Here is a 19,750-nt window from a genome sequence, read left to right on the forward strand (position 1 = left end):
ACGCCGGTTGAGTGGCGACGAGCGCAGCGAGGAGCTGTATCGAAACCAGCCCTGCCCGACGCGATTCAGCAACAGGTATCGCTCAGCGGAACCTTTTGCTGAATCAGCTGCGTCGTCGACCGTCCGGCCGCAGGTCCGCGACCGCGGCGACGGCGTAGGTCAGTGCGTAGTCGGCGTCGGCGGCCTGGCCCTTGACGTCGCCGTTGAGTTTCGCAACTACCCCGACCGCGCGGGCGATCGACTCCGAGTCCCACGCCTTGGCCTTCGCCTGCACGCTCTTGACCCGGTTCGGCGGCATGCCGAGTTCGGAGGCGGCGGCGAAATGATCGATCGAACCCATCGGCCGGATGCGGGCGATGGCGTGGACGGCTTCGGCGAGGGCATCGGCCAGCAGGACGCGCGGCACACCGTGGTGCAGCGCCCAGGCGAGTGACTCGAGCGCTCCGGCCCTGTCCCCCAGGACCGCCTTGTCGGCGACCTCGAAACCGGTCACCTCGGACCGGCCCTGGTAGTACAGCTGCACGCTCTCGCGGTTCACCTTGCCGCCGGTGTCGGCGACGAGCTGCGCACACGCGGCAGCGAGTTCGCGCAGTTCCGAACCCACGCTTTCGACGACCTGCTCGACGACGTCGGCGCTGACCTTCACACCTAGCGACCGGAACTCGTTGCGGACGAAGGTCATCCGGTCCGACGCCCATTTCGGTGCGGTGGTCGCATGCTCGACGGCTCCGGCCTTCTTCAACGCCGGCACCATCGACTTGGCACGTCCGCCACCGGTGTGGATCACCATCAGCGTGATGCCCTCGGGCAGGGATGAGGCCGTCGCCGCGATGAGCGCCGCCGGCTCCTTGCCCGCTTCGGCGGCGGACTCGACGACGACGATGCGTTCCTCGGCGAACAACGACGGGCTCAGCAACTCGGCGAGCTCGTGTTCGCTGACGTCACCCGCTCGGACCCGGGTCACCGGGACCGGGGTGCCCGCCTCCTTCGACGTCGCCTCGGCGACCCCGGAGATCACCCGGCCGGTCAGGAAGTCGTCGTCTCCGAAAAGCAGGTGCAGGCGATCGGTCACGTGCTCATCGTGCCAGATCGGGCCGACACGGGTTCGCGGGTGTGGCCGGTCCGCCCCCGCTGAAATCCGCCCCCGGAAAGCGCCCTGTGCAGCGGCTCCGACGACGTATTGTCGGCCGCGGCCCGCTGGAGGGTCGTTTCCAGGGGCGGATTCCGGGGGCGGATTTCAGGCGGCGACTCATGCCGGTCCCGCCAACCCGTTCTCCAGCGCATACAGGCTCGCGCCCACCCGGTTCGACGCCCCGATCTTCGTGTACGTCCGCTCGACGTGGTTGCGCACGGTCTTCTCGCTCAACACCAGCTTCGACGCGATCTCCCGGTTGGTCAGCCCACGCGCGACGAGTCCGAGGATCTCCCGCTCCCTCGGTGTGAGCGCGTCGGTGCGTCGTGCCCGGGCCCGCGCGTGACCCGCGGCGGCGAGGACTGCCTCGACGCAGTCGGCGTCGAGCTCACCGCGATGGGCACGGCGCTCGAGCCGTGCAGCCGCCTCGTCCGTCGACATCGCCTCCCGATACGGCCGTGGCTCGACCGCCGACCGATACGCGACCGCGGCAGCAAGAATGCGTTCCGGCTGCCCGAGCGCCGGTCCGCTGAGTCCCAGCGGATAGCCGGTGCCGTCGAGGTGCTCGTGGTGGGTGCGGGCGATGCGTGCCACGTCCCGGAGCCCGGGGATGCGCGTGAGGACGCGGTCGGTGAGATACGGGTGCATGCGAACGCGCTCCCACTCCGCCGCGGTGAGGTCGCCGGCCTTCGACCAGATCTGGTTCGACACCCCGATCCGCCCGACGTCATGGAGACAGCCCGCACGACGGGTCTCGTCGATCTCCGACCGCTCGAGACCGAGGTGTCCGGCAGCCGATTCCGCCAACGTCGATACCCCGCGTGAATGCCCCAGCGCGAAGGGACATTTCAGATCGACGAAATCTCCGATGGCCAGCAGAAGGTGATCGAGTCCCGGATCGTCGAGACGCAACTCGGCATCCGGCGCGATGGCCAGCGCCAGTTCCCACGGGTCATCGGAGTCCGCCGGGAACAGTTCAGCGGGATCGTCGACGAACACATCGACGACGTCGGGATCGAAATGCCCACCCCGCCGGCTCCGCGCCATCGCGACCGCACCGTCGAGGCCATACGTGCGCTGATGGACCTCGGCCATGTCCGCGAGTTGTGCCACCCGCATCTCGATCGGGATCTCCGCGCCGGACATCCCGCTGGGAAGCCCTCCCCCGTCGAACCGCTCGAAGGTGTACGTAATCGCCTGTTCCACGTCGGGCCCCAGTCCGATGTGGGCGGCCAATGCAGCCGCCGACAGGCAATGCGAGTGCACGAGTGCCGCGAAGTTGCCGCGTGAATCCCGTAAGAGTTCGGCCATGATCTTCATCCGATGCGGAAGTGATTCTCCGCGACCGAGATTGCCGACGAGGAAACGTAGGTACGGAAGCCCCGACCAGTCGACGAGATAGGCGTCGCGACGCACCGCGATGTCGTCGCCGAACCAGCGCGCATACTCGGCGGAATCGGCATGACAACCGATCCACATCACCAGCGTCGCGTAGTACACCGTGTCCTGCTGCGAGCGGTCGAGCCCGAGCCGGCGTGCCAATCGTGTGGCGACGACCGCAGACCGCAGCATGTGCTCGGCGGGCTGGCCGAGCCCGAGGTCGATGGCGACCGACAGGCCGGCCAGCACCTCGACACGACGCGGCAGCACCGTCTGCGGGCTCATGGCGTTCATTGTCGCCCTCATCGCCTCGGGTGTCAGCCGACCTGTGCGTGCGTCCGCGACGACGCTCGACGCGTACGTAGCCCGGGCACCAGCATCGGGACGTGACGCCGATACTCGACGTAGTCGTCCCCGAACGACCGGATCAGATCCCGTTCCTCGAGGTGAATTCCGACGAAGATGTATCCCGTCGTCGCGCACGCGAACACGAGATGTCCGACGGTCATCGTCGGGGTCACCCAGAATGCGATGACGAAGCCCAGGTAGATCGGATGACGCACGATCCCGTACCAGAGGGGCGTGATGAACCGATACGGCGGGAGCGGCCGCCGACGTGCGTGGGCGACCACCTGCCGCAGACCGAACAGGTCGAAGTGGTTGATGAGGAACGTCGAGGTCAGGACGAGAACCCAGCCGAACAGCGACACCGCGACGAGGATCCACCGCAGGGCGGGGATGGAGACATCCCAGACGGTGGCGGTGATCGGGTGCCACCACCACAGGAGGGCTGCCAGGCATGCCGTGGCCGCCAGAACGTAGGTGCTGCGCTCGATCGGTTGCGGCACGATTAGCGTCCACCGTCGTTTGAATCCGTCGCGCGCCATGACGCTGTGTTGTGCGGCGAACAGTGTCAGCAGTCCGAGGTCGATCGTCAGCGCGGTCACGACGCCCGCCGACGGCCCGCCGCGGTCGATGGTCCGCGGCACGATCTCGACGCCTCCGATCACGATCGAGGCATCCTCGACAAAGGCGATGGCCCACAGGAACACCACCAGGAAGGCGACGTAGGCCGCCACCCCGTAGGCGAGGTACCCGGTGCGCGTGAGAAGACTTGTCGGCGGGACGGTATCAGTTGTCGAGGCGGTCTCTGTCGTGGTCATGTCTGAACTCCTGTGTCGGTGAGATGTTGGTGAGTGTCTGCGGTGTCGGGTGCATCGAAGGCCGATCGTCCGACGAAGAACAGTCCGCGTTGCGGGAGCGGGATGTCGCCGACGCTGATCTGCTCGTCGAGTGGTGCGGGAGCGCCGAAGTCCTGGCCGTCGAGCGATGCCCGGCTGTCGGCGACACGCCAGACATACAGCGGCGTGCCGCGGAACTCCGGTCCGTTGGGGGTTCGTGCGCACATCCGGATCCGGCCGGCGCGCAACATCACGGTCGCCATCGGCCCGATTGCATGCAGCAGGGCCCGGCTATGCCACGCTGCGGCCGGCGTCGCACCGCTCAGGGCGGTCATCAGGCTCGTCGCCGGTGACGAGGTCAGCTCGATCTGCCAGCGGAACGTCTCGCCCATCGCCACCTCGATGGTCCGGTCGTCGTTCCATCCGACGTCGATCGAGGGAACGTAGCGGGTGGTCGCCCCCTTACCGAAGTAGCGTGGGCAACTCTGTTCGGGCTCGGTCGTCGTGTAGATCGTCCAGTGCCCGTTCGGATTCCGATGCCAGACGGACCGGTACGCGGGCCCGATGGAACTGGCGATCATTTCGCGCAGGGCCAGATAGTGGCCCGACGCGAACGGCAATCCCATGACGCCGTATCCGGCGAATCGTTCGTCGCTGGTATCCACGAGCTGAGGGTGGGCGTGCAGGTCGGCGACGACCTGACGGGGTGTCTGTGTGTTCATGACCCCAGCGTCGTCCGCGCCCACCTCACCCGCGTGGGGCATCTGCCTCATCTTCCGTTTCGAATCCCTCTCGGGCTCGCAGAAAACCACCCCCGGAAAGCGCCCTGTGCAGCGACGTCGGCGACATAGTGTCGACGGCCAGTTTCTGGAGGGCGCATCCTGGGGGTGGTTCCCAGGGGCGAATCTCAGGGGCGGTTTTCATGCCCACGGCATCTCGACACTCGCCCACCCGGGCCCACCGAGGACGTGCGCGCACCCGACCATCCACCACAGCTCCGGCCCGAGTGCGCGGACCAGCAGTTCCGCGATCCCCGCGCCGAACCCGTCCGGCGGCCCGATCGCACCCACGAGGGCGGCGACGGTACCGACCACGCTGATGATCGCGACGACCGGCGCGACGAGCAGATTCGCCACGATCCCGACCACCGACAACCGACCCGTGACCAGCACGACGATCGGCGCGGTGACCACCTGCGCGGCGACCGCCATCGCGATCACCTCCGCCAGCCCAGTCGGACATCGCCACGCCCGCAACCGGTCCCGAAGACGCGGCGCCCACAGCACGATGGCGCACGTGGCCGCCACCGACAGCGCGAAACCCGGTTGCAGGGCGAGTTCGGGCCACCACAGCAGGCCACCGATCACCGCGGCCCCGAGAGCCGGCATCGACTGCGAGCGCCGCGACGCGAACAGCGCCAGCACCCCGACCGCCCCCATCAGCGCAGCCCGCAGCACGCTCGGCGTGGGTCGGACGAGCATCACGAACCCGACGATCACCACGAGCCCGATCACCGCCGCCGCGCGAGGTGGCACCCCGATGCTCCGGACGATGAGAAGCGCCGCACCGCAGACGATTGCGAAGTTCGCTCCCGACACGGCCGTGAGATGGCTGAGCCCGGCGGCGCGGAAGTCGTCGCGCAGGTCCTCGTCGACGCCGCTCTCGTCACCGATCACCAGCCCCGGCAGCAGACCCGCTGCCTCTGGTTCGAGGCCGCGGGTGGCCACCAGTTGGAGGCGCTGCCGGATCGAACCGGCGACTCGCTGATACGTGGGCGGTTCACCGACCAGCTTCGGAGTCGAAGCCGTCACCGATGCTACGAGCAGGGTTCGGTCCGGCGGTGCCCGCACCTTCACGACCGCGACAACCCGCTGGCCGGGCAACAACCCCGACCATGCCTGTGCCGCACCGCGCAGGTCTGCAGCTGCGCTCGTAACCCGCTGACCGCCGATCTGTTCGACCTCCACTCGTGCCCGGATGCGTCCCTGACCGACGGGGCCGATCGGGGTCGGATCGCTGCGGAGGGTCATGACCGCCGTAGCCTTTCCCGACACATGCGCCAACGGATGATCGGCGCGCACTTCCTGCCGGAGAGCGAGCGATGCCGCACACGCAGCGGCCAGGCCGGCTCCCACGACCACGAGCCCCACCACTCCCCAACCAAACCGGCGGGAGCCGAACGCACCGGCGACGGCGACCACCGACCCGATGATCGCGATGCCGACGCTCACACCAACCGGGGCCACCAGACCGCACGCCGTCACCGACCACACCATCACCGCCGGCACGAGCAGCCGGAAGTCCATCGTCAAACCGTCACGTGGTCACGCAGTTTCGCCAGTCGCGCCGGGCCGATCCCGTCGACCTCGGCGAGCTGGTCCACCGACGAGAAGCGCCCGTTGCGCTCTCGCCAGTCGAGGATCGCCTTCGCCGTCACCGGTCCGATGCCGGGCAGCGCATCCAACTCCGTCTCGGTCGCCGTGTTCAGGTCGACCCGACCGCCGGGTGCGGCCGCCGACGACTCGGATGGTGGACCGCTCGGACCCGCAGAGGGACCGGGTGCCGCTGATGCGCCGTCCGCACCGACCACCGCGCTGCGCATCGACATCTGACCATCGCCACCGGCGTAACCGACGAGCACCTGATCCCCGTCTCGCAGCACCTGGGCGAGATTCAGCGACAACAGGTCCGCACCCTTGCGCGCCCCTCCGGCCTGATCGATCGCCTCCGCCACCCTGGCGCCGGGAGCCAGCCGCACCAGTCCCGGTTTGTTCACCAGCCCGACGACACTCACCACCAGTTGCGCCGGCGTCGTACTGGGTGGTGGAACCGGGGGTGCGGAAACGTCGGTCCTCGACGACGGTCCGGCCGTGCCGAAGTCCACCACCGGTGTCGTATCTGTTCCGCGGAACAGTCCGAATCCGGCCACGACGCAGGCGATCACCCCGACCGCGATCAGTGCGATCGCCGCGGGCGGTGCCAAGGCAAAGCGTCGACGCGGAACGGGATCGTCGTCCTCGTCCCAGTCCCCTCCCACCCGGTCATCGTGGGGGTCGAAGACCTCGTCGAACCGCCCGAGCCGGTCGGGCCGGTCGGGCCGTGGTCGCGACGGTGGCGGTGCCGGCGCCGCATCCAGCCACGTCGGCATCCCGCCGATCCCCCAGCCGGGATGTTCGGCTTCCTCGACCGCGACAGCTGCCGCGACCGGGTCGACGACACCGGGCGGTGGGTCGGATTCGGCGGCGGCCGGCGACAGGTCCCGCCGCGCCGGCGACTCGACGACCGGTCCCAGACGGTCCAGCGGATTCCGCCGTCCTGATGCGCTCATGGCGCCACACGCTAGGGCGTTTCAGCGCCGAATCGACCTGGGAAAGCGGGCAGCCGAGAGATCTGTGGACAGCAACCAGACTGTGCACCGGTCCCGGCTCGAGTCGCGCGCGACGTCGATCCGCACACGCGAACTCGACCGACGTCGTGCCGTCGGAGCGATGTCGCATGCGACATCATTCCGGCCGCGGGACCGGCTCAGTCTTCCTCGAGTCCGTCGATCGGTTCGAGATGCGAAGCGATGACGATGCCCACCGATCCCGGGCCCACGTGGGAGCCGAGGATCGGTCCAAGGTCGACGGTCAGCTCGGACGTCACCATTCGCAGCCGGTTTCGGAGTGTGGCGAGGACCTCCGCCGCGACGTCGGGGGTCTCACAGTGCTGGACGCCGACCGTGACCGCGCGTCCGCCGGCCGACTCGACGGCCGCGTCGACCATCTTGTCGAGGGCTTTGGAGAAGGTGCGGTGACGCTCCTTGAGCTGGAGCGTGCCGTCGACCATGTGCAGGATCGGCTTGATCGACAGCGCCGAACCGAAGAGCTTGCCGGCGGCGGAGATCCGGCCGCTCTGGCGCAGGTTGTCGAGCTGTTGGACACACAGCAGTGAGTCGACGGTCGCGGCCTGCCGGATCGCGGACTCGTACACGCGATCCCGATCGGCGCCGTCCGCGGACGCCTGTGCCGCCGCGATGGCCGTGAAACCCACTGCGAGACCGACAGATCGGGAGTCGACGATGCGGACCTGCCCGGAGAACTTCTCCGCCGCCAGCCGCGCCGAACTCCAGGTGCCGGACAATTTCCGCGACATGTGCACGGCCACCACGCCGGCACCTTCGCTCGCTTCGAGTGCCGACTCGTAGTACTCGGTCAGCTCGCTCGGATTGGCACCCGAGGTGGTCACTCCCGGCGTCGAGACGACATCCTCCGGGATGTGGTCGACGCCCTCGCGGTAATCCTTGTCCTCGATCGTGAGATGCAGCGGGACCTGCCGGATCCCGTATCGCTCGGTGACCGCTTCCGGTAACCGAGACGACGAATCTGTGACGACGACGACAGGCACCCGTCTACGTTAGCCGGTTCACCGGTCGGACCTCACATGGGAGTCACGACCTCCGCCTACTACGTGTTCGCCCGGCTCTTCTCGACCACGGGCGCCACCAGATCGGCGATCTGTCGATGGCAGGAGAAGCCCCAGTGGATGCCGTCCGGGTTCATCTCCGCCGCCGGATCCCAGAAGGCATCCCGGGTCACGGGATAGAAGTCGACGCAGGGCAATCCGTGCTGCTCGGCCCACCGCGCGATCGCCGCCGTCGTCGGGATCCGGCCCGTGTGGACATAGCCGTAGTACGGGCTGCGATGCGTCGGCGGCAGGCACACGACGATCGGCAGATCCGGACGGAGCTGTGTGAGGGCCTCACGGATCTTGTCGAGGTACTCGACGGTCACCTTCGGCGGCAGCGCCAGCGGCCACCCCAGACGCGAACCACGGGGTTGCACCCACGAGTACGCGTCACGGACCAACTGCCGCAGTCGATTCGGCCGCACATAGCGGATCTGCTCGCGCAGCGCGGTCGGCAAGGGCGAGGGCAACGTGTCCATGCCGCCGAACGCCAGGACGACGACGTCGGTGTGCGGCACGGTCGCCCAGATGTTCGGGTCCTGGGTCAGCGCCCACCAGACGTCACGGCTCGTCCAGCCGATCCGGCCGAACAGCTTCACCGGCAGACCCACCTCGGCTCCGACCAGCGACGGCCAGATCCGCGGGTCGTTCGCGGGCAACCCGCCGACCGGGCCGTAGTAGGCCAGCGAGTCGGACAGGACCATCATGCAGCGCTCCCCCGACGGGGCGCCGCCGTTCACGTCGGTCACTGAACGGCGGGGTCCGAGTCCTCGGCCGACGCGTTCCACACGTCCAGCCGCCACCGCGGAAGGTCGCCGGGCGCACCGTGGCCCGACAGCTGCACCCAGCTCGTGTTCGCGAGACCACCGAAGACCGGCCAGTTGTCCACCGGCAGACCGAGAAGCGCCGCCGTCATCGCCGCGATCACCCCTCCATGGGCCACCAGCACCACCGGAGCCTCGGGATTGTCGCCGACACCCCAGTCGGGCAACTGCTCGATCAGCTCGTCGACCAGCGGGGTGGAGCGCCTCGCCACGTCGACGCGGCTCTCACCGCCCGGCGGCGTCCACGTCGCGTCGTCGCGCCACACCGCACGCGCGCCCGGCATGACCTCGTCGACATCGAGATGCGTCAGGCCCTGCCACTCGCCGAGATGCGTCTCACGAAGACGCACATCGGTTGTCACCGCCAGTCCGGTTCGCTGGGCGAGCGCCTCCGCGGTGTCGCGGGCGCGCTTCAGATCCGACGACCAGATCACCAGCGGCTGTCGCTTCGCCAGTTCGATGGCGGCCGAATTCGCCTGCCGCACACCGAGCTCGGACAGGTCGGTGTCGAGCTGTCCCTGCATACGGCTACCCGCGTTGTACTCGGTCTGCCCGTGGCGCAACAGGATCAGCCGCCGGACGACCGGGGTCAGACGTTCGACCGCGGTGTCGTGGGTGTCGGGACCCCCGCTCACGAAAGTCCTTCGACCTCGACGACCGGGCAGTCCTTCCACAGACTCTCCAGCGCGTAGAACCGGCGCTCGTCGGTGTGCTGGATGTGCACGACGATGTCCGCGTAATCGAGCAGCGCCCAACGTCCCTCACGGGTGCCCTCGCGGCGCAGCGGCTTGTGACCGGCCTCGCGCAGCTTCTCCTCGACCTCGTCGACGATCGAATTGACCTGTCGCTCGTTGTCCGCCGACGCGATGACGAAGGCGTCGGTGATCACCAACTGTTCCGACACATCGATCACGGTCACCTCATGGGCGAGCTTCTCCGCGGCCGCCAGAGCAGCCACCTTGGCCATCTCCAACGCTTCAGCTGACGCAGTCACACAAGTCCTCTCGAAAATTCACTTACGGGTCGACGCCCGGTCCGCCCCGGGTGCAGGCTCCTCGTAGCCCACCCGCTCCGCTCCCGGTGCAGCTACTCCGGGCGACGACGCCCGAGGCGCACGATACAGCTTCCGCTTGGCTATGTACTGCACGACGCCGTCGGGCACCAGGTACCAGACCGGGCGGCCCTTCGCCGCACGCGTGCGGCATTCCGTCGAGGAGATCGCCAGCGCCGGGATCTCCAGCAGGTGCAGCGTGTCATCGGGCATCTGCTCGAGGTGCTGGGCCAGGTGCGTGGCGTCGAGTTCGTAACCGGGCCGGCTCACGCCCACGAAGCGGGCGAGGTCGAACAGTTCTTCCCAATCCTGCCAGGACAGGATCGATTCCAGCGCATCGGCGCCGGTGATGAAGTACAGCTGCGCGTCGGGCAGTTGCTTCCGCAGGTCGCGCAACGTGTCGACGGTGTAGGTGTCGCCGTCGCGGTCGATGTCGACGCGACTGACGCTGAACTGCGGATTCGACGCCGTGGCGATGACCGTCATCAGGTAGCGGTCCTCGGGCGGACTCACCATCGTGTGCTCGCCGAGCTTCTGCCATGGGCGCCCGGTCGGGACGAAGATCACCTCGTCGAGGTCGAAGCGATGAGCGACCTCGCTGGCCGCGACGAGGTGTCCGTTGTGGATCGGATCGAACGTGCCACCCATCACGCCGATGCGGCGCGCACGGTGGCGGTCGGTTGACATGGATGGTCAGTCTACGCGGTGACGCCGCGGTCAGATCGGCAGCAGGTCGGCGATGACCGTGCCGAGCTGCGTCGCGTTGCGGCATTCGAACATGTCGATGACCTCCGCGTAGTCGGTGGCGGCCGAGTCACCGGTCCCCCAGTGCTCTCTGGCCTCGGGGTTCAGCCAGTACGCGTGGCGGGCGCGGTCGACGAGTTCGGCGAGGGCGTCGACGTGGGCGTCGTGGTAGTTGTTGCGGCCGTCGCCGAGGACCAGCAGCGCTCCTCGATGCGTCAGCGTCTCGGCGTAGTCGCCGACGAAACCGGCGAGCATGTTGCCGTAGTCGGAATGCCCGTCGCGCGTGGAGATCCGCGCAGTCGAGATCATGTGGTGCATCGCCGCGCCGAAATCCTCTTCGCCGTGGTCGAAGAACTCGGTCACCTCGTCGACGGTGTCGACGAACGCGAACACCCGCACCTTCGAGAACTGTTGGCGCAGTGCGTACACCAGCCGCAGCGTGAACTGACTGAAGCCGGCGACCGACCCCGACACATCGCAGATGATGATCAGCTCGGGGCGGCCGGGACGCGGCTTGCGGTGACTGAGTTCGATCGGGACACCGCCGGTGGACATCGACGCACGCAGCGTTTTGCGAACGTCCACCGCACCGCGATGGGCCCGGCGTCGTCGGGTCTCGAGCTTTGCCGCGAGCAGCCGGGCCAACGGCTCGATGGTCTTGCGGATCTCCACCTGTTCCTTGGCGCCGGCGGAGAGGAAGTTGACGTTCTCCGGCAGCGGCGGCACCGCGTAGGCCCCGACCTTGTCGCGGCCGTTGCGGTCGGCCATCCGACGCTGCGTCTCGCGTTCGATCGCTGCCCGCAGATCGGCGGCCTTCTGGCGGGCGGCCTGCCGGTACAGCGGCTCGGTGCCCGGTCGGCCACCTTCGCCCTCGCCGTCCCCGGCCATCGCCGCGGCGATCTTGGCGATCAGCGTCTGCGGGCTCACCGCGGAGATCGCCTGGTACGCCGAGAAGGCCTCACCCTTCGTGGAGCCATAGCGTCCCAGCTCGTCGACGATCATCGCGATCGCCTGCTCGAGCCGGCCGTCACTGGCCGCCGCGTCGTCGGCCAGCATCTCGGCGAGCGCGTCACGCACGGCCTCGACATCGAGGTTGCCCTCCTCGTCGCGTGGCAGATCCTCCGTGACGGTGCGCATTCCGGCTCCCACCGGGAACCACAGATCGAAGACGCGGTCGAACACCCCGCGATGCGCATTGTCGACGAGCAGCGTGGTCGCCAACCCCTCGCGGAGACGCGAGCGCTCCAGCAGGTCGAGGACCTCCATCGCGCTCGCCGCGTCGATCAGCGCCGACGGCCCCACGACGATCCCGCGACGACGCAGCTCGTCGACGAAATCGGTGAGGTGCGCGACGAGCGGAGTCGTCATCAGCCCAGCTTGAGTTCTTTGAGAGCCGTCTTCAGGTCGGGCCGGTGCTTGAGCACCACCCCGAGCGTGCGCGCGATGAGACCGTCGTCGAGGCCCCCGCGCTTGGTGTCGGCCTGCTCGCCCGCGCCGAGTGCAAGCAAGGTGTTGGCCCAGTCGATCGTCTCGGCCACCGACGGCTTCTTACGGATGTCCAGCGTCCGCAGCACGCCGACGATGCGGACGAGTTCCGCGCTCAGCGACGACGACAGGTTCGGTACCCGCGATGCGAGGATCTCCTTCTCCCGCTCGGCATCAGGGAAGTCGATGTAGAGGTACAGGCAGCGGCGCTTGAGCGCCTCGGACAGTTCGCGCGTGGCGTTGGAGGTGAGCAGCACGATCGGACGGCGCTGCGCGGCAACGGTTCCCATCTCGGGAATGGTGATCGCGAAGTCGCTGAGCACCTCGAGGAGCAGACCTTCCATGTCGACGTCGGCCTTGTCGACCTCGTCGATCAGCAGCACGGTCGAACCCTCGCGCGAGATCGCCTTGAGCAGCGGACGCGGCAGCAGGAACTCGTCGGAGAAGATGTCGGTCTTCGCCTCGTCCCAGGCGCGGTTGCCGGTGGCCTGGATGTGCAGGATCTGCTTGGCGTGGTTCCACTCGTAAAGAGCGCGTGCCTCGTCGATGCCCTCGTAGCACTGCAGGCGGACGAGTTCGGCGTCCGTGGCCGCGGCGATCGACTTGGCCAGCTCGGTCTTGCCGACACCCGCGGGCCCCTCGACCAGGAGCGGCTTGCCCAGACGGTCGGCGAGGAAGGTCGACGTCGCGGTAGCGTCGTCGGCGAGATAGCCGGTCGCACGCAGCTTCGCGACGACGTCGTCGACGGAGGTGAACGACGGGACAACCTGCGGTCCGGAGCCGGTGTACTCGGCGGGGGTCGTCATCAGGCCGGCCGAACGTGGCCGTTGCCCCAGACCAGCCACTTGGTGGAGGTCAGTTCCGGCAAGCCCATCGGGCCGCGGGCGTGCAGCTTCTGGGTGGAGATGCCGATCTCGGCGCCGAACCCGAACTGCTCGCCGTCGGTGAAGGCCGTCGAGGCGTTGACCATGACTGCGGCGGCGTCGACGCGGCGGGTGAACTCGTCCGCGGCCGCGAGGTCGGTGGTGATGATCGCCTCGGTGTGCCCGGTGCCGTAGGTGTCGATGTGTGAGACCGCGGCGTCGAGATCGTCGACGATCTTCAGCGCGATGTCCATCGACAGGTACTCCTTGCGCCAGTCGTCCTCGGTGGCCGGTTCCATGCCGGGCTCGTCTCCGTGGATGACAACACCCTGCGACTGGAGCACCTGGGTGATCCGGGGCAGCGCGTCGACGGCGACGGCCTTGTCGACGAGGACGGTCTCGGCGGTGTTGCAGACACTCGGCCGACGCGTCTTGGAGTTGAGGATGACGCGGACGGCGACGTCGAGGTCGGCGAGGGCGTGCACGTAGACGTGGCAGTTGCCGACGCCGGTCTCGATGGTCGGGACGGTCGCATTGGAGACGACGGCCTCGATGAGTCCGGCACCGCCCCGCGGGATCACGACGTCGACGAGCCCGCGGGCGCGGATGAGCGCGGTGACGCTCGAGCGGTCCTCGCTGGGCAGCAACGACACCGCGTCGGCACTGACCCCCTTGGAGGACAAGGTCTCCCGCAGGATGCGGACGAGTTCGGCGTTCGACGACCGCGCCGACGACGAGCCGCGGAGCAGCACTGCGTTACCGGACTTGAAGGCGATGCCGAAGGCGTCGACGGTGACGTTGGGACGAGCTTCGTAGACGATGCCGACAACGCCGAGAGGAACCCGGAGCTGTCGGAGCTGGAGCCCGTTGGGCAGGGTCTTGCCGGCGACGATCTCGCCGATAGGGTCCGGCAGGACCGCGACCTGCCGCAGACCGTTGGCGATGCCGACGACGCGGGATGCATCGAGACGCAGGCGGTCGAGCAGGCTCGCCTCGGTGTCCGCCTCCTCGGCGCGCTGGATGTCCTCGGCATTGGCCGCGAGGATCGTCTCCGTGGCGGCCTCGATGGCGTCGGCGGCCGCGAGCAGGACATCGTTCTTGTCCGCCGTCGTCAGTCCACCCAGTGAGCGGGATGCCGTTTTCGCAGCTCTGGCGAGTCCGAGGACGACCTTCTCGGTGTCGGACTCGCCGGTTGCGACGGAGGGCTCTGCGGTGGGTGCGCTCATCAACTTCCTCGACTTCGCGGGTGGTCGCCGCGACGAGGTCGTCGCGGGAGATATGCCGTTCTCAAGAGTAGCGCCGGGCCGAGCCCGTCCCCAAAGGAGATTCGTCCGGTCAGGCTCGCGACCACCACTTGGAACGTCGGGACGGCTCTTGCTCGTGCCCGTCGCACCACTGAGAAGCGGGAACGCGACGCTTGAGTTGGTCGACGTGGCTGCCACAGCCCGACCAGGTCGTCTTGCCACACGTTGGGCACTTCACCGGTGAACACATGCTCTCGGTCCTTACGTTCGAGTTCGAGACAACGACGCCACTATACCCCAGGGGGTATAGTGGCGTCGTTGTCGATCCCGGGCGTTCACACGTCCCCTGCAGAAGGAAGACCCATGACACGCGCAACCGGTACTCACGAGCCCCGACTGACGGTGGAAAGAATGGTGCCCGCGCTCGCGGGCGTCATGGTGACGATCAGCGTCATCCTCGTGCTGACGGTGTCCCCATGGTGGACCGTGCTCACTCTGTTCGTCGCCGCGAACCTGCTGCTCTACAGCGCGGTCGGATGGTGCCCGGCCAGCCTGCTGATGGCGAAGGCCGGGCTGCCCCGCGCCGCTTACCCCAGCTAGCGCCGCACACACATCACGCCGGCGCGCGCCGGCGATCACCGAAGAGGGAGGGCCCCACAGCCCTCTCTCTTCCGCCCCGCGCCCATCACCACATCAGCCCGCGCGTCGTCACGCCAGGGCGAGGAACAACTTCTCCAGTTCGGCTTCGGACAACGGCGGCTGTTCGCCGTCAGCGGCCTCGATACATTGCCGCATCCCCGATGCAACGATCTTGAACCCTGCGCGGTCGAGCGCGCGTGACACCGCCGCGAGCTGCGTGACCACGTCCGCGCAGTCCCGACCCGCCTCGATCATGGCGATCACGCCCGCAAGCTGGCCCTGAGCGCGTCGAAGCCGATTCAGGACAGCACCCATCGCCTCGTCGTCGACGGCCGCACGGGCCCTCCCATCACTGGTCATTCCGACCTCTCCTGTCTCGGCATTCCGCCGTTTCCGCAACCGATCGATATCGGCCCCTTGACCAAGGATACCCCCAGGGGTATGTTCGACGCCAGATCGGATACCCCTAGGGGTATAAACGAAAGGATTCTCATGTCGTCGAATTCGGCCTTGTCCGAAGACGAAGCAGCACCTGATACCTCGGGTCCCACAGCCGGGCTCCTCGGACGCTGGGGCGCGACGATGGCGGGTCGCGCCCGTTGGGTCTTCGGCGTCTGGGTACTGCTCCTGGTGGTCCTGGGAGCGGCGGCACCCTCGGTGTTCTCCTCCCTCGCCGGCGCCGGATGGCAGGCCAACGGGTCCGAGTCCGTCCAGGTCCGCGAGCTGGCCCAACAGCATTTCGGCGGGAACTCCTCGGCCGCGGTCCAGGTGGTCGTCCACTCCGACCGCGATCGCGTGGAGAGTCCCGCGGTCCAGGCCGTCGTCGGACAGATCACCGAACTCGCGGCGACCGATGACCGATTCGCCAAGGTCGTGCCACCACAACCGGGGATGTCCATCAGCCCCGATGGTCACACCGGCATCGTCATCATCGGCGCTGCCGCCAACACCGACGACATGGTGCGGGCGGTCGACGAACACAAAGACGATCTGACCGGTCTGTCCGGAAACGGCGTCGAGGTCTACCCGACCGGCGCGTCGGCGTTGTGGAGTGACTTCAACAAGGCCAACCACGACGCGATGATCAAGGCCGAATTGTTCTCCTGGCCGGTCACTTTGACGATCATGGTGCTGGCCTTCGGGTCGCTGGTCGCGGCCGGACTTCCCTTGCTGCTGACCATCGCCGGACTCGTCGCCTCCGCCGGCGGACTGGTCCTGCTCAACCAGGTCACCCCGATCTCGGTGTGGGCGATCAACTTCGCCATGATGTTCGCCCTGGCCCTGGGCATCGACTACGCCCTGTTCATCGTGTCGCGCTTCCGCGATGCCATGCGCGGTTACGAGGACAACATGCGTGCCGCGGTCGCCGAGACCATGGACACCGCAGGAAAGGCGGTGTTGCTCTCCGGCATCACCGTCCTGGTGAGCCTGTCCGCGGTGCTGCTGGTTCCCGCACCCGCGGTGCGAACGATGGCCGTGGGCATCATGCTCGCCGTCGTCTTCGTCCTGGCGGCAACTCTGACACTTCTGCCCGCCGCACTGGGCAAGCTGGGTCCCCGGGTCAATGCGGTGTCGATGCCGTATGCCCGCCGTCAGCAACACCGTTCACCGGTGTTCGCCCGCTGGGGACTCTTCCTGCACCGTCACCCGTGGACCGTGGCCGTCGGCTCCCTCGGCGTTCTCGTCGCGCTCGCGATCCCGGTGTTCGGCCTGAAGGTCGCGATGCCGTCGATCACCGTCGTCCCCGAGGACGCACCGGTGCGTCAGGGTTACGAACTCGTCCAGTCACAGATGGGCGAGGGCGCACCCGGGATGTTGCAGATCGTCGCGCCTGCCGACGAGGCGCAGCAGACCGCCCAGGCCGCTTCTCAGTCCCCGGGAATCCAGATGGTGACTCCCCCGATGCCCGCCGCAGACGGCTCGGATTACGTTCTCATGCAGGCACTTCCGTCGGTCGATCCATCCGACGAGCAGATGGGCACGATCGTCGACGACCTGCGCAACACCCTTCCCGACAGCGCGCTGGTCGGTGGCGCGCCCACCGAGAACCTGGACCTCCAGCAGGCCCTGAACGACTACTTCCCGCTGGTTGTCTCCGTCATCCTCATCCTGGGCTTTCTGTTGCTCCTGGTCTCGCTGCAGGCACCGCTGATCGCCCTGATCGGCACCGTGGTCAGTCTGTTGTCGACGGCAGCTGCCTTCGGCGTCGCGAAGCTCATCTTCCAGGACGGGCACCTCGCGGACCTGTTGGGCTTCACACCGCAGGGCTTCCTCGACGGGTGGGGACCGGTGTTCTTCTTCGCCATGATCTTCGCGATCGCGATGGACTACACGGTCTTCCTGCTCGCCACCGCGAAGGAACACTTCGAGCGGTCCGACAACGCCACACAGGCGCAGATCGACGGCATGGCCCACTCCGGCCGGATCATCTTCGCCGCGGCGGCGGTCATGGTGGCGGTGTTCTTCACCTTCGCCCTGGCCGAGCCTCTCCCCCCGAAGGAGATGGGCATCATCCTCGGTGTCGCAGTTCTGCTGGATGCCGTCCTGATCCGCCTCACACTCCTTCCGGCCCTGTTGCGGATCACCGGCCGCGCCGCCTGGTGGGCGCCCAGCTGGTTGCGCCGCATCCTGCCCTCGATCAGCTTCTCTCACTGACCATCTCCGAAACGAAGGAACAGAATGACACTCGCACTCGCCACCACTTTGACCGTCCCCTTCGACGAAGCGGTCGAACGCACCCGCGCCGCTCTCGCCGACCAGGGATTCGGCGTCCTCACCGAGATCGACGTCCGCGCGACGCTGAAGACCAAGCTCGACGAGGACATGGAGCCGTACCTGATCCTGGGCGCCTGCAATCCGCCTCTTGCTCATCGAGCGCTGGGGGTCCAACGCCAGATCGGACTGTTGCTCCCGTGCAACGTCGTCGTCCGAGCGAACCCGGACCATCCCGGCACGACACTCGTCGAGGCGATGAATCCGGCTCTGATGGTTCAGGTCTCGGGTGAGCCCGAGCTCGAGTCCGTCGCCGTCGATGCCGCCGCGAAGCTGCAGGCCGCGATCGACGCCCTGTCGGATCAGTCCTGACCCCGCCGACCTCGGAAAAGAATCCCCTGATACGACAGGAGTTGTCATGACCCGCTTCGACTTCTACTTCGATCCGGTGTGCCCTTTCGCATGGGCCGCATCGCGATGGCTCACCGACCAGTCCGAGAGACACGATGACACCGTCGCCTGGCACGTGATGAGCCTGGCCGTCCTGAACGAGGATCGGGAGCCCGCGTCGGACCAGCAGCGCCGGCAGTGGGACACCTCCCGCCGACTCGGCCGGGTGTTCATGGCCGCCATCGCGAAGAACGGCGCAGAATCGGTTGAGCCGCTCTACACGGCGATGGGCCGCCGCATCCACCACGCCGGTGATGAGATGACCCCTGCCGTGGTCGCCGAGATTCTCGCCCAGGCCGGGCTCCCTCCCGAATTGGCCGACGCAATGGACGACGACTCGTGGGACGACACAGTGGAAACAGCGCATCAGCGGAGCCAGGAAGCACTGGGAGAGACCGGCGGTAGCCCCATCACCGGCATCGACGGCACCCACTTCTTCGGCCCGGTCCTCTCCGCCATCCCGACCGGCGACGAAGCGCACGCCCTCTACACCGCGATCACCACCCTCGGCGTCACGTCCGCTTTCTCGCAGCTCAAGCGCCCCACCGGAGGCAAGCCGACATTCTCGGCCTGATCTCGTCCGGCGCTCAGCCGGCGAACCGGTCCGGCCACACTTGGGGTTGACGATCCGCTCCATACCGCTCGGTACCGCCTACGCGGTCCGGGTCGGTATCGGTGCGGGTCGGCACCGCCCTTTTCGGCATGTGCTGCACAACGCGTCCGACGGCCACACCGCCCGAATCAGGTCAACCCGCGCAACGGAGTGCTTTGGTTAGCACCTCCCGTGACCCCCGGTCGACCGTCAAACCGTATGTCGCGCTGACCGTCACGAACTGGATCGCGTACTGGCACCAAAACCCGCGAGCCTTCGGCATCCATCGTGCCGGTTCCCAGTCGCCCTTCTCCTGATTCGACGCCCCGTCGACGGCGACGAGATTGGCCGGATCGTTCGCGAAGTCAATCCGGCGGCCGGCTTCCCACGACCATGCGCCCATGTCCCAGGCGTAGGCCAGCGGCACGATGTGGTCGATCTGTACGTTCGACGCCCCGCGGTCACGACGGAACACCACGAACTCACCGCTGTACGGACTCCGGAACTCCCCTGCGAGAACCCCTCTCGGGCACCTCGAGACCGGTCCGGCCCGAATGTCTTGTAGGTCCCGTGCCAGGATGTCGTTACGGGTGTCGCATCCGTTACCGCCGCCGGCGACGGTCACTGCGTCCGTCCACGCTGAGCCGAATGCGCTCCGGTCGTAGTCGTCGCGGTCCGGACGCTGCGCGTACACAGGTATCGACGCCAGACGCGCCAACGCTTCTCGCGCCAGTGCCCGAACCCGCGGGTCGGTGTCGGGTCGCGGGTCGAATCCACCGGACCCCACCGCGACCACGATCGCCGTGACCACCGCGAAGACCAGCAGCCCCCACTGCCGCGCCGACCACGACCCGGCCGCCGATCCGTTCCAGCCGATCCACCGCAGACGCATGCGCAGCCGCCGTAGCGTCGGCGATCGGAACGTCGCGTCGTGAAGGACCATGGGACTTTGACGCACCGCTGGGCGGTGCGGTTCCATTTACTCGGAATTGATTCCTGCGCAGCAA

Annotated in this window: 20 protein-coding genes; 4 read left to right on the forward strand and 16 right to left on the reverse strand. The window is 67.7% G+C overall.

The genetic code is table 11. The features are described from left to right. Positions 1–103 precede the first annotated feature (103 nt). From holA to OK17_RS10895, 14 genes are all read right to left on the reverse strand, one after another. On the reverse strand, positions 104–1,072 hold the full coding sequence (gene holA, locus OK17_RS10830; protein WP_461417443.1) for a DNA polymerase III subunit delta: 969 nt from the start codon (positions 1,070–1,072) through the stop codon (positions 104–106). Positions 1,073–1,249: 177 nt separating this feature from the next. Continuing rightward, positions 1,250–2,806, reverse strand: coding sequence for an HD domain-containing phosphohydrolase (locus OK17_RS10835; protein WP_232717692.1), 1,557 nt, complete (start codon positions 2,804–2,806; stop codon positions 1,250–1,252). Between the two features lie 23 nt (positions 2,807–2,829). Then, a complete protein-coding gene (gene mddA, locus OK17_RS10840) occupies positions 2,830–3,675 on the reverse strand; it encodes a methanethiol S-methyltransferase (protein WP_232717691.1) in 846 nt (281 codons plus the stop codon). After that, complete coding sequence (locus tag OK17_RS10845; RefSeq protein ID WP_461417444.1) at positions 3,672–4,415, reverse strand: hypothetical protein; 744 nt, start codon at positions 4,413–4,415, stop codon at positions 3,672–3,674. Before OK17_RS10845 ends, mddA begins: the two co-directional genes overlap by 4 nt. Before the next feature lie 198 nt (positions 4,416–4,613). After that, positions 4,614–5,999, reverse strand: a complete 1,386-nt coding sequence (locus OK17_RS10850) for a ComEC/Rec2 family competence protein (RefSeq protein WP_461417445.1) — start codon at positions 5,997–5,999, stop codon at positions 4,614–4,616. Between the two features lie 2 nt (positions 6,000–6,001). Further along, positions 6,002–7,021 (reverse strand): helix-hairpin-helix domain-containing protein, encoded by a 1,020-nt coding sequence (locus tag OK17_RS10855; RefSeq protein WP_461417446.1) that lies wholly within the window; start codon positions 7,019–7,021, stop codon positions 6,002–6,004. A gap of 197 nt (positions 7,022–7,218) precedes the next feature. Further along, positions 7,219–8,079: a DegV family protein gene (locus OK17_RS10860; protein WP_232717687.1), complete on the reverse strand. Its 861-nt coding sequence runs from the start codon at positions 8,077–8,079 to the stop codon at positions 7,219–7,221. A 59-nt stretch (positions 8,080–8,138) separates the two neighbouring features. After that, a complete protein-coding gene (octT, locus tag OK17_RS10865) occupies positions 8,139–8,846 on the reverse strand; it encodes a diglucosylglycerate octanoyltransferase (RefSeq protein WP_232717713.1) in 708 nt (235 codons plus the stop codon). A 38-nt stretch (positions 8,847–8,884) separates the two neighbouring features. Next, positions 8,885–9,598, reverse strand: coding sequence for a histidine phosphatase family protein (locus tag OK17_RS10870; protein WP_006865742.1), 714 nt, complete (start codon positions 9,596–9,598; stop codon positions 8,885–8,887). Beyond that, positions 9,595–9,957, reverse strand: a complete 363-nt coding sequence (gene rsfS, locus OK17_RS10875; RefSeq protein WP_010841291.1) for a ribosome silencing factor — start codon at positions 9,955–9,957, stop codon at positions 9,595–9,597. The genes OK17_RS10870 and rsfS overlap by 4 nt, the downstream gene beginning before the upstream one ends. Positions 9,958–9,975: 18 nt before the next feature. After that, positions 9,976–10,701: a nicotinate-nucleotide adenylyltransferase gene (gene nadD, locus OK17_RS10880; protein WP_232717686.1), complete on the reverse strand. Its 726-nt coding sequence runs from the start codon at positions 10,699–10,701 to the stop codon at positions 9,976–9,978. 30 nt (positions 10,702–10,731) lie between these two features. After that, positions 10,732–12,126 (reverse strand): vWA domain-containing protein, encoded by a 1,395-nt coding sequence (locus tag OK17_RS10885; protein ID WP_461417447.1) that lies wholly within the window; start codon positions 12,124–12,126, stop codon positions 10,732–10,734. After that, positions 12,126–13,049: an AAA family ATPase gene (locus tag OK17_RS10890; RefSeq protein WP_005199342.1), complete on the reverse strand. Its 924-nt coding sequence runs from the start codon at positions 13,047–13,049 to the stop codon at positions 12,126–12,128. The genes OK17_RS10885 and OK17_RS10890 overlap by 1 nt, the downstream gene beginning before the upstream one ends. Next, positions 13,049–14,332 carry a glutamate-5-semialdehyde dehydrogenase gene (locus OK17_RS10895; protein WP_119032771.1) on the reverse strand — a complete coding sequence of 428 codons (1,284 nt, stop codon included), beginning with the start codon at positions 14,330–14,332 and terminating at the stop codon, positions 13,049–13,051. Before OK17_RS10895 ends, OK17_RS10890 begins: the two co-directional genes overlap by 1 nt. Positions 14,333–14,713: 381 nt before the next feature. Here OK17_RS10895 and OK17_RS10900 point away from each other — a divergent pair, with 381 nt between their 5' ends. Then, on the forward strand, positions 14,714–14,950 hold the full coding sequence (locus OK17_RS10900; RefSeq protein ID WP_039880670.1) for a YgaP family membrane protein: 237 nt from the start codon (positions 14,714–14,716) through the stop codon (positions 14,948–14,950). 108 nt (positions 14,951–15,058) lie between these two features. Here OK17_RS10900 and OK17_RS10905 read toward each other — a convergent pair whose 3' ends face one another. Further along, a complete protein-coding gene (locus OK17_RS10905; protein ID WP_119033803.1) occupies positions 15,059–15,349 on the reverse strand; it encodes a metal-sensitive transcriptional regulator in 291 nt (96 codons plus the stop codon). A 132-nt stretch (positions 15,350–15,481) separates the two neighbouring features. On the opposite strand from OK17_RS10905, the gene OK17_RS10910 reads away from it, so the two are divergent. The 3 genes from OK17_RS10910 to OK17_RS10920 are packed head-to-tail and all read left to right on the forward strand — an operon-like array spanning position 15,482 to position 18,725. Next, positions 15,482–17,644: an MMPL family transporter gene (locus OK17_RS10910; RefSeq protein WP_461417448.1), complete on the forward strand. Its 2,163-nt coding sequence runs from the start codon at positions 15,482–15,484 to the stop codon at positions 17,642–17,644. A 24-nt stretch (positions 17,645–17,668) separates the two neighbouring features. After that, a complete protein-coding gene (locus tag OK17_RS10915) occupies positions 17,669–18,073 on the forward strand; it encodes a DUF302 domain-containing protein (protein WP_005199352.1) in 405 nt (134 codons plus the stop codon). Positions 18,074–18,119: 46 nt separating this feature from the next. After that, complete coding sequence (locus OK17_RS10920; protein ID WP_461417449.1) at positions 18,120–18,725, forward strand: mycothiol-dependent nitroreductase Rv2466c family protein; 606 nt, start codon at positions 18,120–18,122, stop codon at positions 18,723–18,725. A 172-nt stretch (positions 18,726–18,897) separates the two neighbouring features. Here the strand turns inward: OK17_RS10920 and OK17_RS10925 are convergent, their stop codons facing one another. Continuing rightward, positions 18,898–19,686 (reverse strand): HNH endonuclease family protein, encoded by a 789-nt coding sequence (locus tag OK17_RS10925; protein ID WP_461417450.1) that lies wholly within the window; start codon positions 19,684–19,686, stop codon positions 18,898–18,900. Positions 19,687–19,750: the final 64 nt, after the last annotated feature.

The sequence above is a fragment of the Gordonia sp. GN26 genome, assembly GCF_054823965.1.

Excerpts from the sequence above, each read along its gene's own strand:
- OK17_RS10835 (WP_232717692.1), bottom strand. The coding sequence starts at position 2,806 with ATGAACGCCATGAGCCCGCAGACGGTGCTGCCGCGTCGTGTCGAGGTG.
- mddA (WP_232717691.1), bottom strand. The coding sequence starts at position 3,675 with ATGACCACGACAGAGACCGCCTCGACAACTGATACCGTCCCGCCGACA.
- OK17_RS10845 (WP_461417444.1), bottom strand. The coding sequence starts at position 4,415 with ATGAACACACAGACACCCCGTCAGGTCGTCGCCGACCTGCACGCCCAC.
- OK17_RS10850 (WP_461417445.1), bottom strand. The coding sequence starts at position 5,999 with ATGGACTTCCGGCTGCTCGTGCCGGCGGTGATGGTGTGGTCGGTGACG.
- OK17_RS10855 (WP_461417446.1), bottom strand. The coding sequence starts at position 7,021 with ATGAGCGCATCAGGACGGCGGAATCCGCTGGACCGTCTGGGACCGGTC.
- octT (WP_232717713.1), bottom strand. The coding sequence starts at position 8,846 with ATGATGGTCCTGTCCGACTCGCTGGCCTACTACGGCCCGGTCGGCGGG.
- nadD (WP_232717686.1), bottom strand. The coding sequence starts at position 10,701 with ATGTCAACCGACCGCCACCGTGCGCGCCGCATCGGCGTGATGGGTGGC.
- OK17_RS10885 (WP_461417447.1), bottom strand. The coding sequence starts at position 12,126 with ATGACGACTCCGCTCGTCGCGCACCTCACCGATTTCGTCGACGAGCTG.
- OK17_RS10890 (WP_005199342.1), bottom strand. The coding sequence starts at position 13,049 with ATGACGACCCCCGCCGAGTACACCGGCTCCGGACCGCAGGTTGTCCCG.
- OK17_RS10895 (WP_119032771.1), bottom strand. The coding sequence starts at position 14,332 with ATGAGCGCACCCACCGCAGAGCCCTCCGTCGCAACCGGCGAGTCCGAC.
- OK17_RS10900 (WP_039880670.1), top strand. The coding sequence starts at position 14,714 with ATGACACGCGCAACCGGTACTCACGAGCCCCGACTGACGGTGGAAAGA.
- OK17_RS10905 (WP_119033803.1), bottom strand. The coding sequence starts at position 15,349 with ATGACCAGTGATGGGAGGGCCCGTGCGGCCGTCGACGACGAGGCGATG.
- OK17_RS10910 (WP_461417448.1), top strand. The coding sequence starts at position 15,482 with ATGTCGTCGAATTCGGCCTTGTCCGAAGACGAAGCAGCACCTGATACC.
- OK17_RS10915 (WP_005199352.1), top strand. The coding sequence starts at position 17,669 with ATGACACTCGCACTCGCCACCACTTTGACCGTCCCCTTCGACGAAGCG.
- OK17_RS10920 (WP_461417449.1), top strand. The coding sequence starts at position 18,120 with ATGACCCGCTTCGACTTCTACTTCGATCCGGTGTGCCCTTTCGCATGG.
- OK17_RS10925 (WP_461417450.1), bottom strand. The coding sequence starts at position 19,686 with ATGGTCCTTCACGACGCGACGTTCCGATCGCCGACGCTACGGCGGCTG.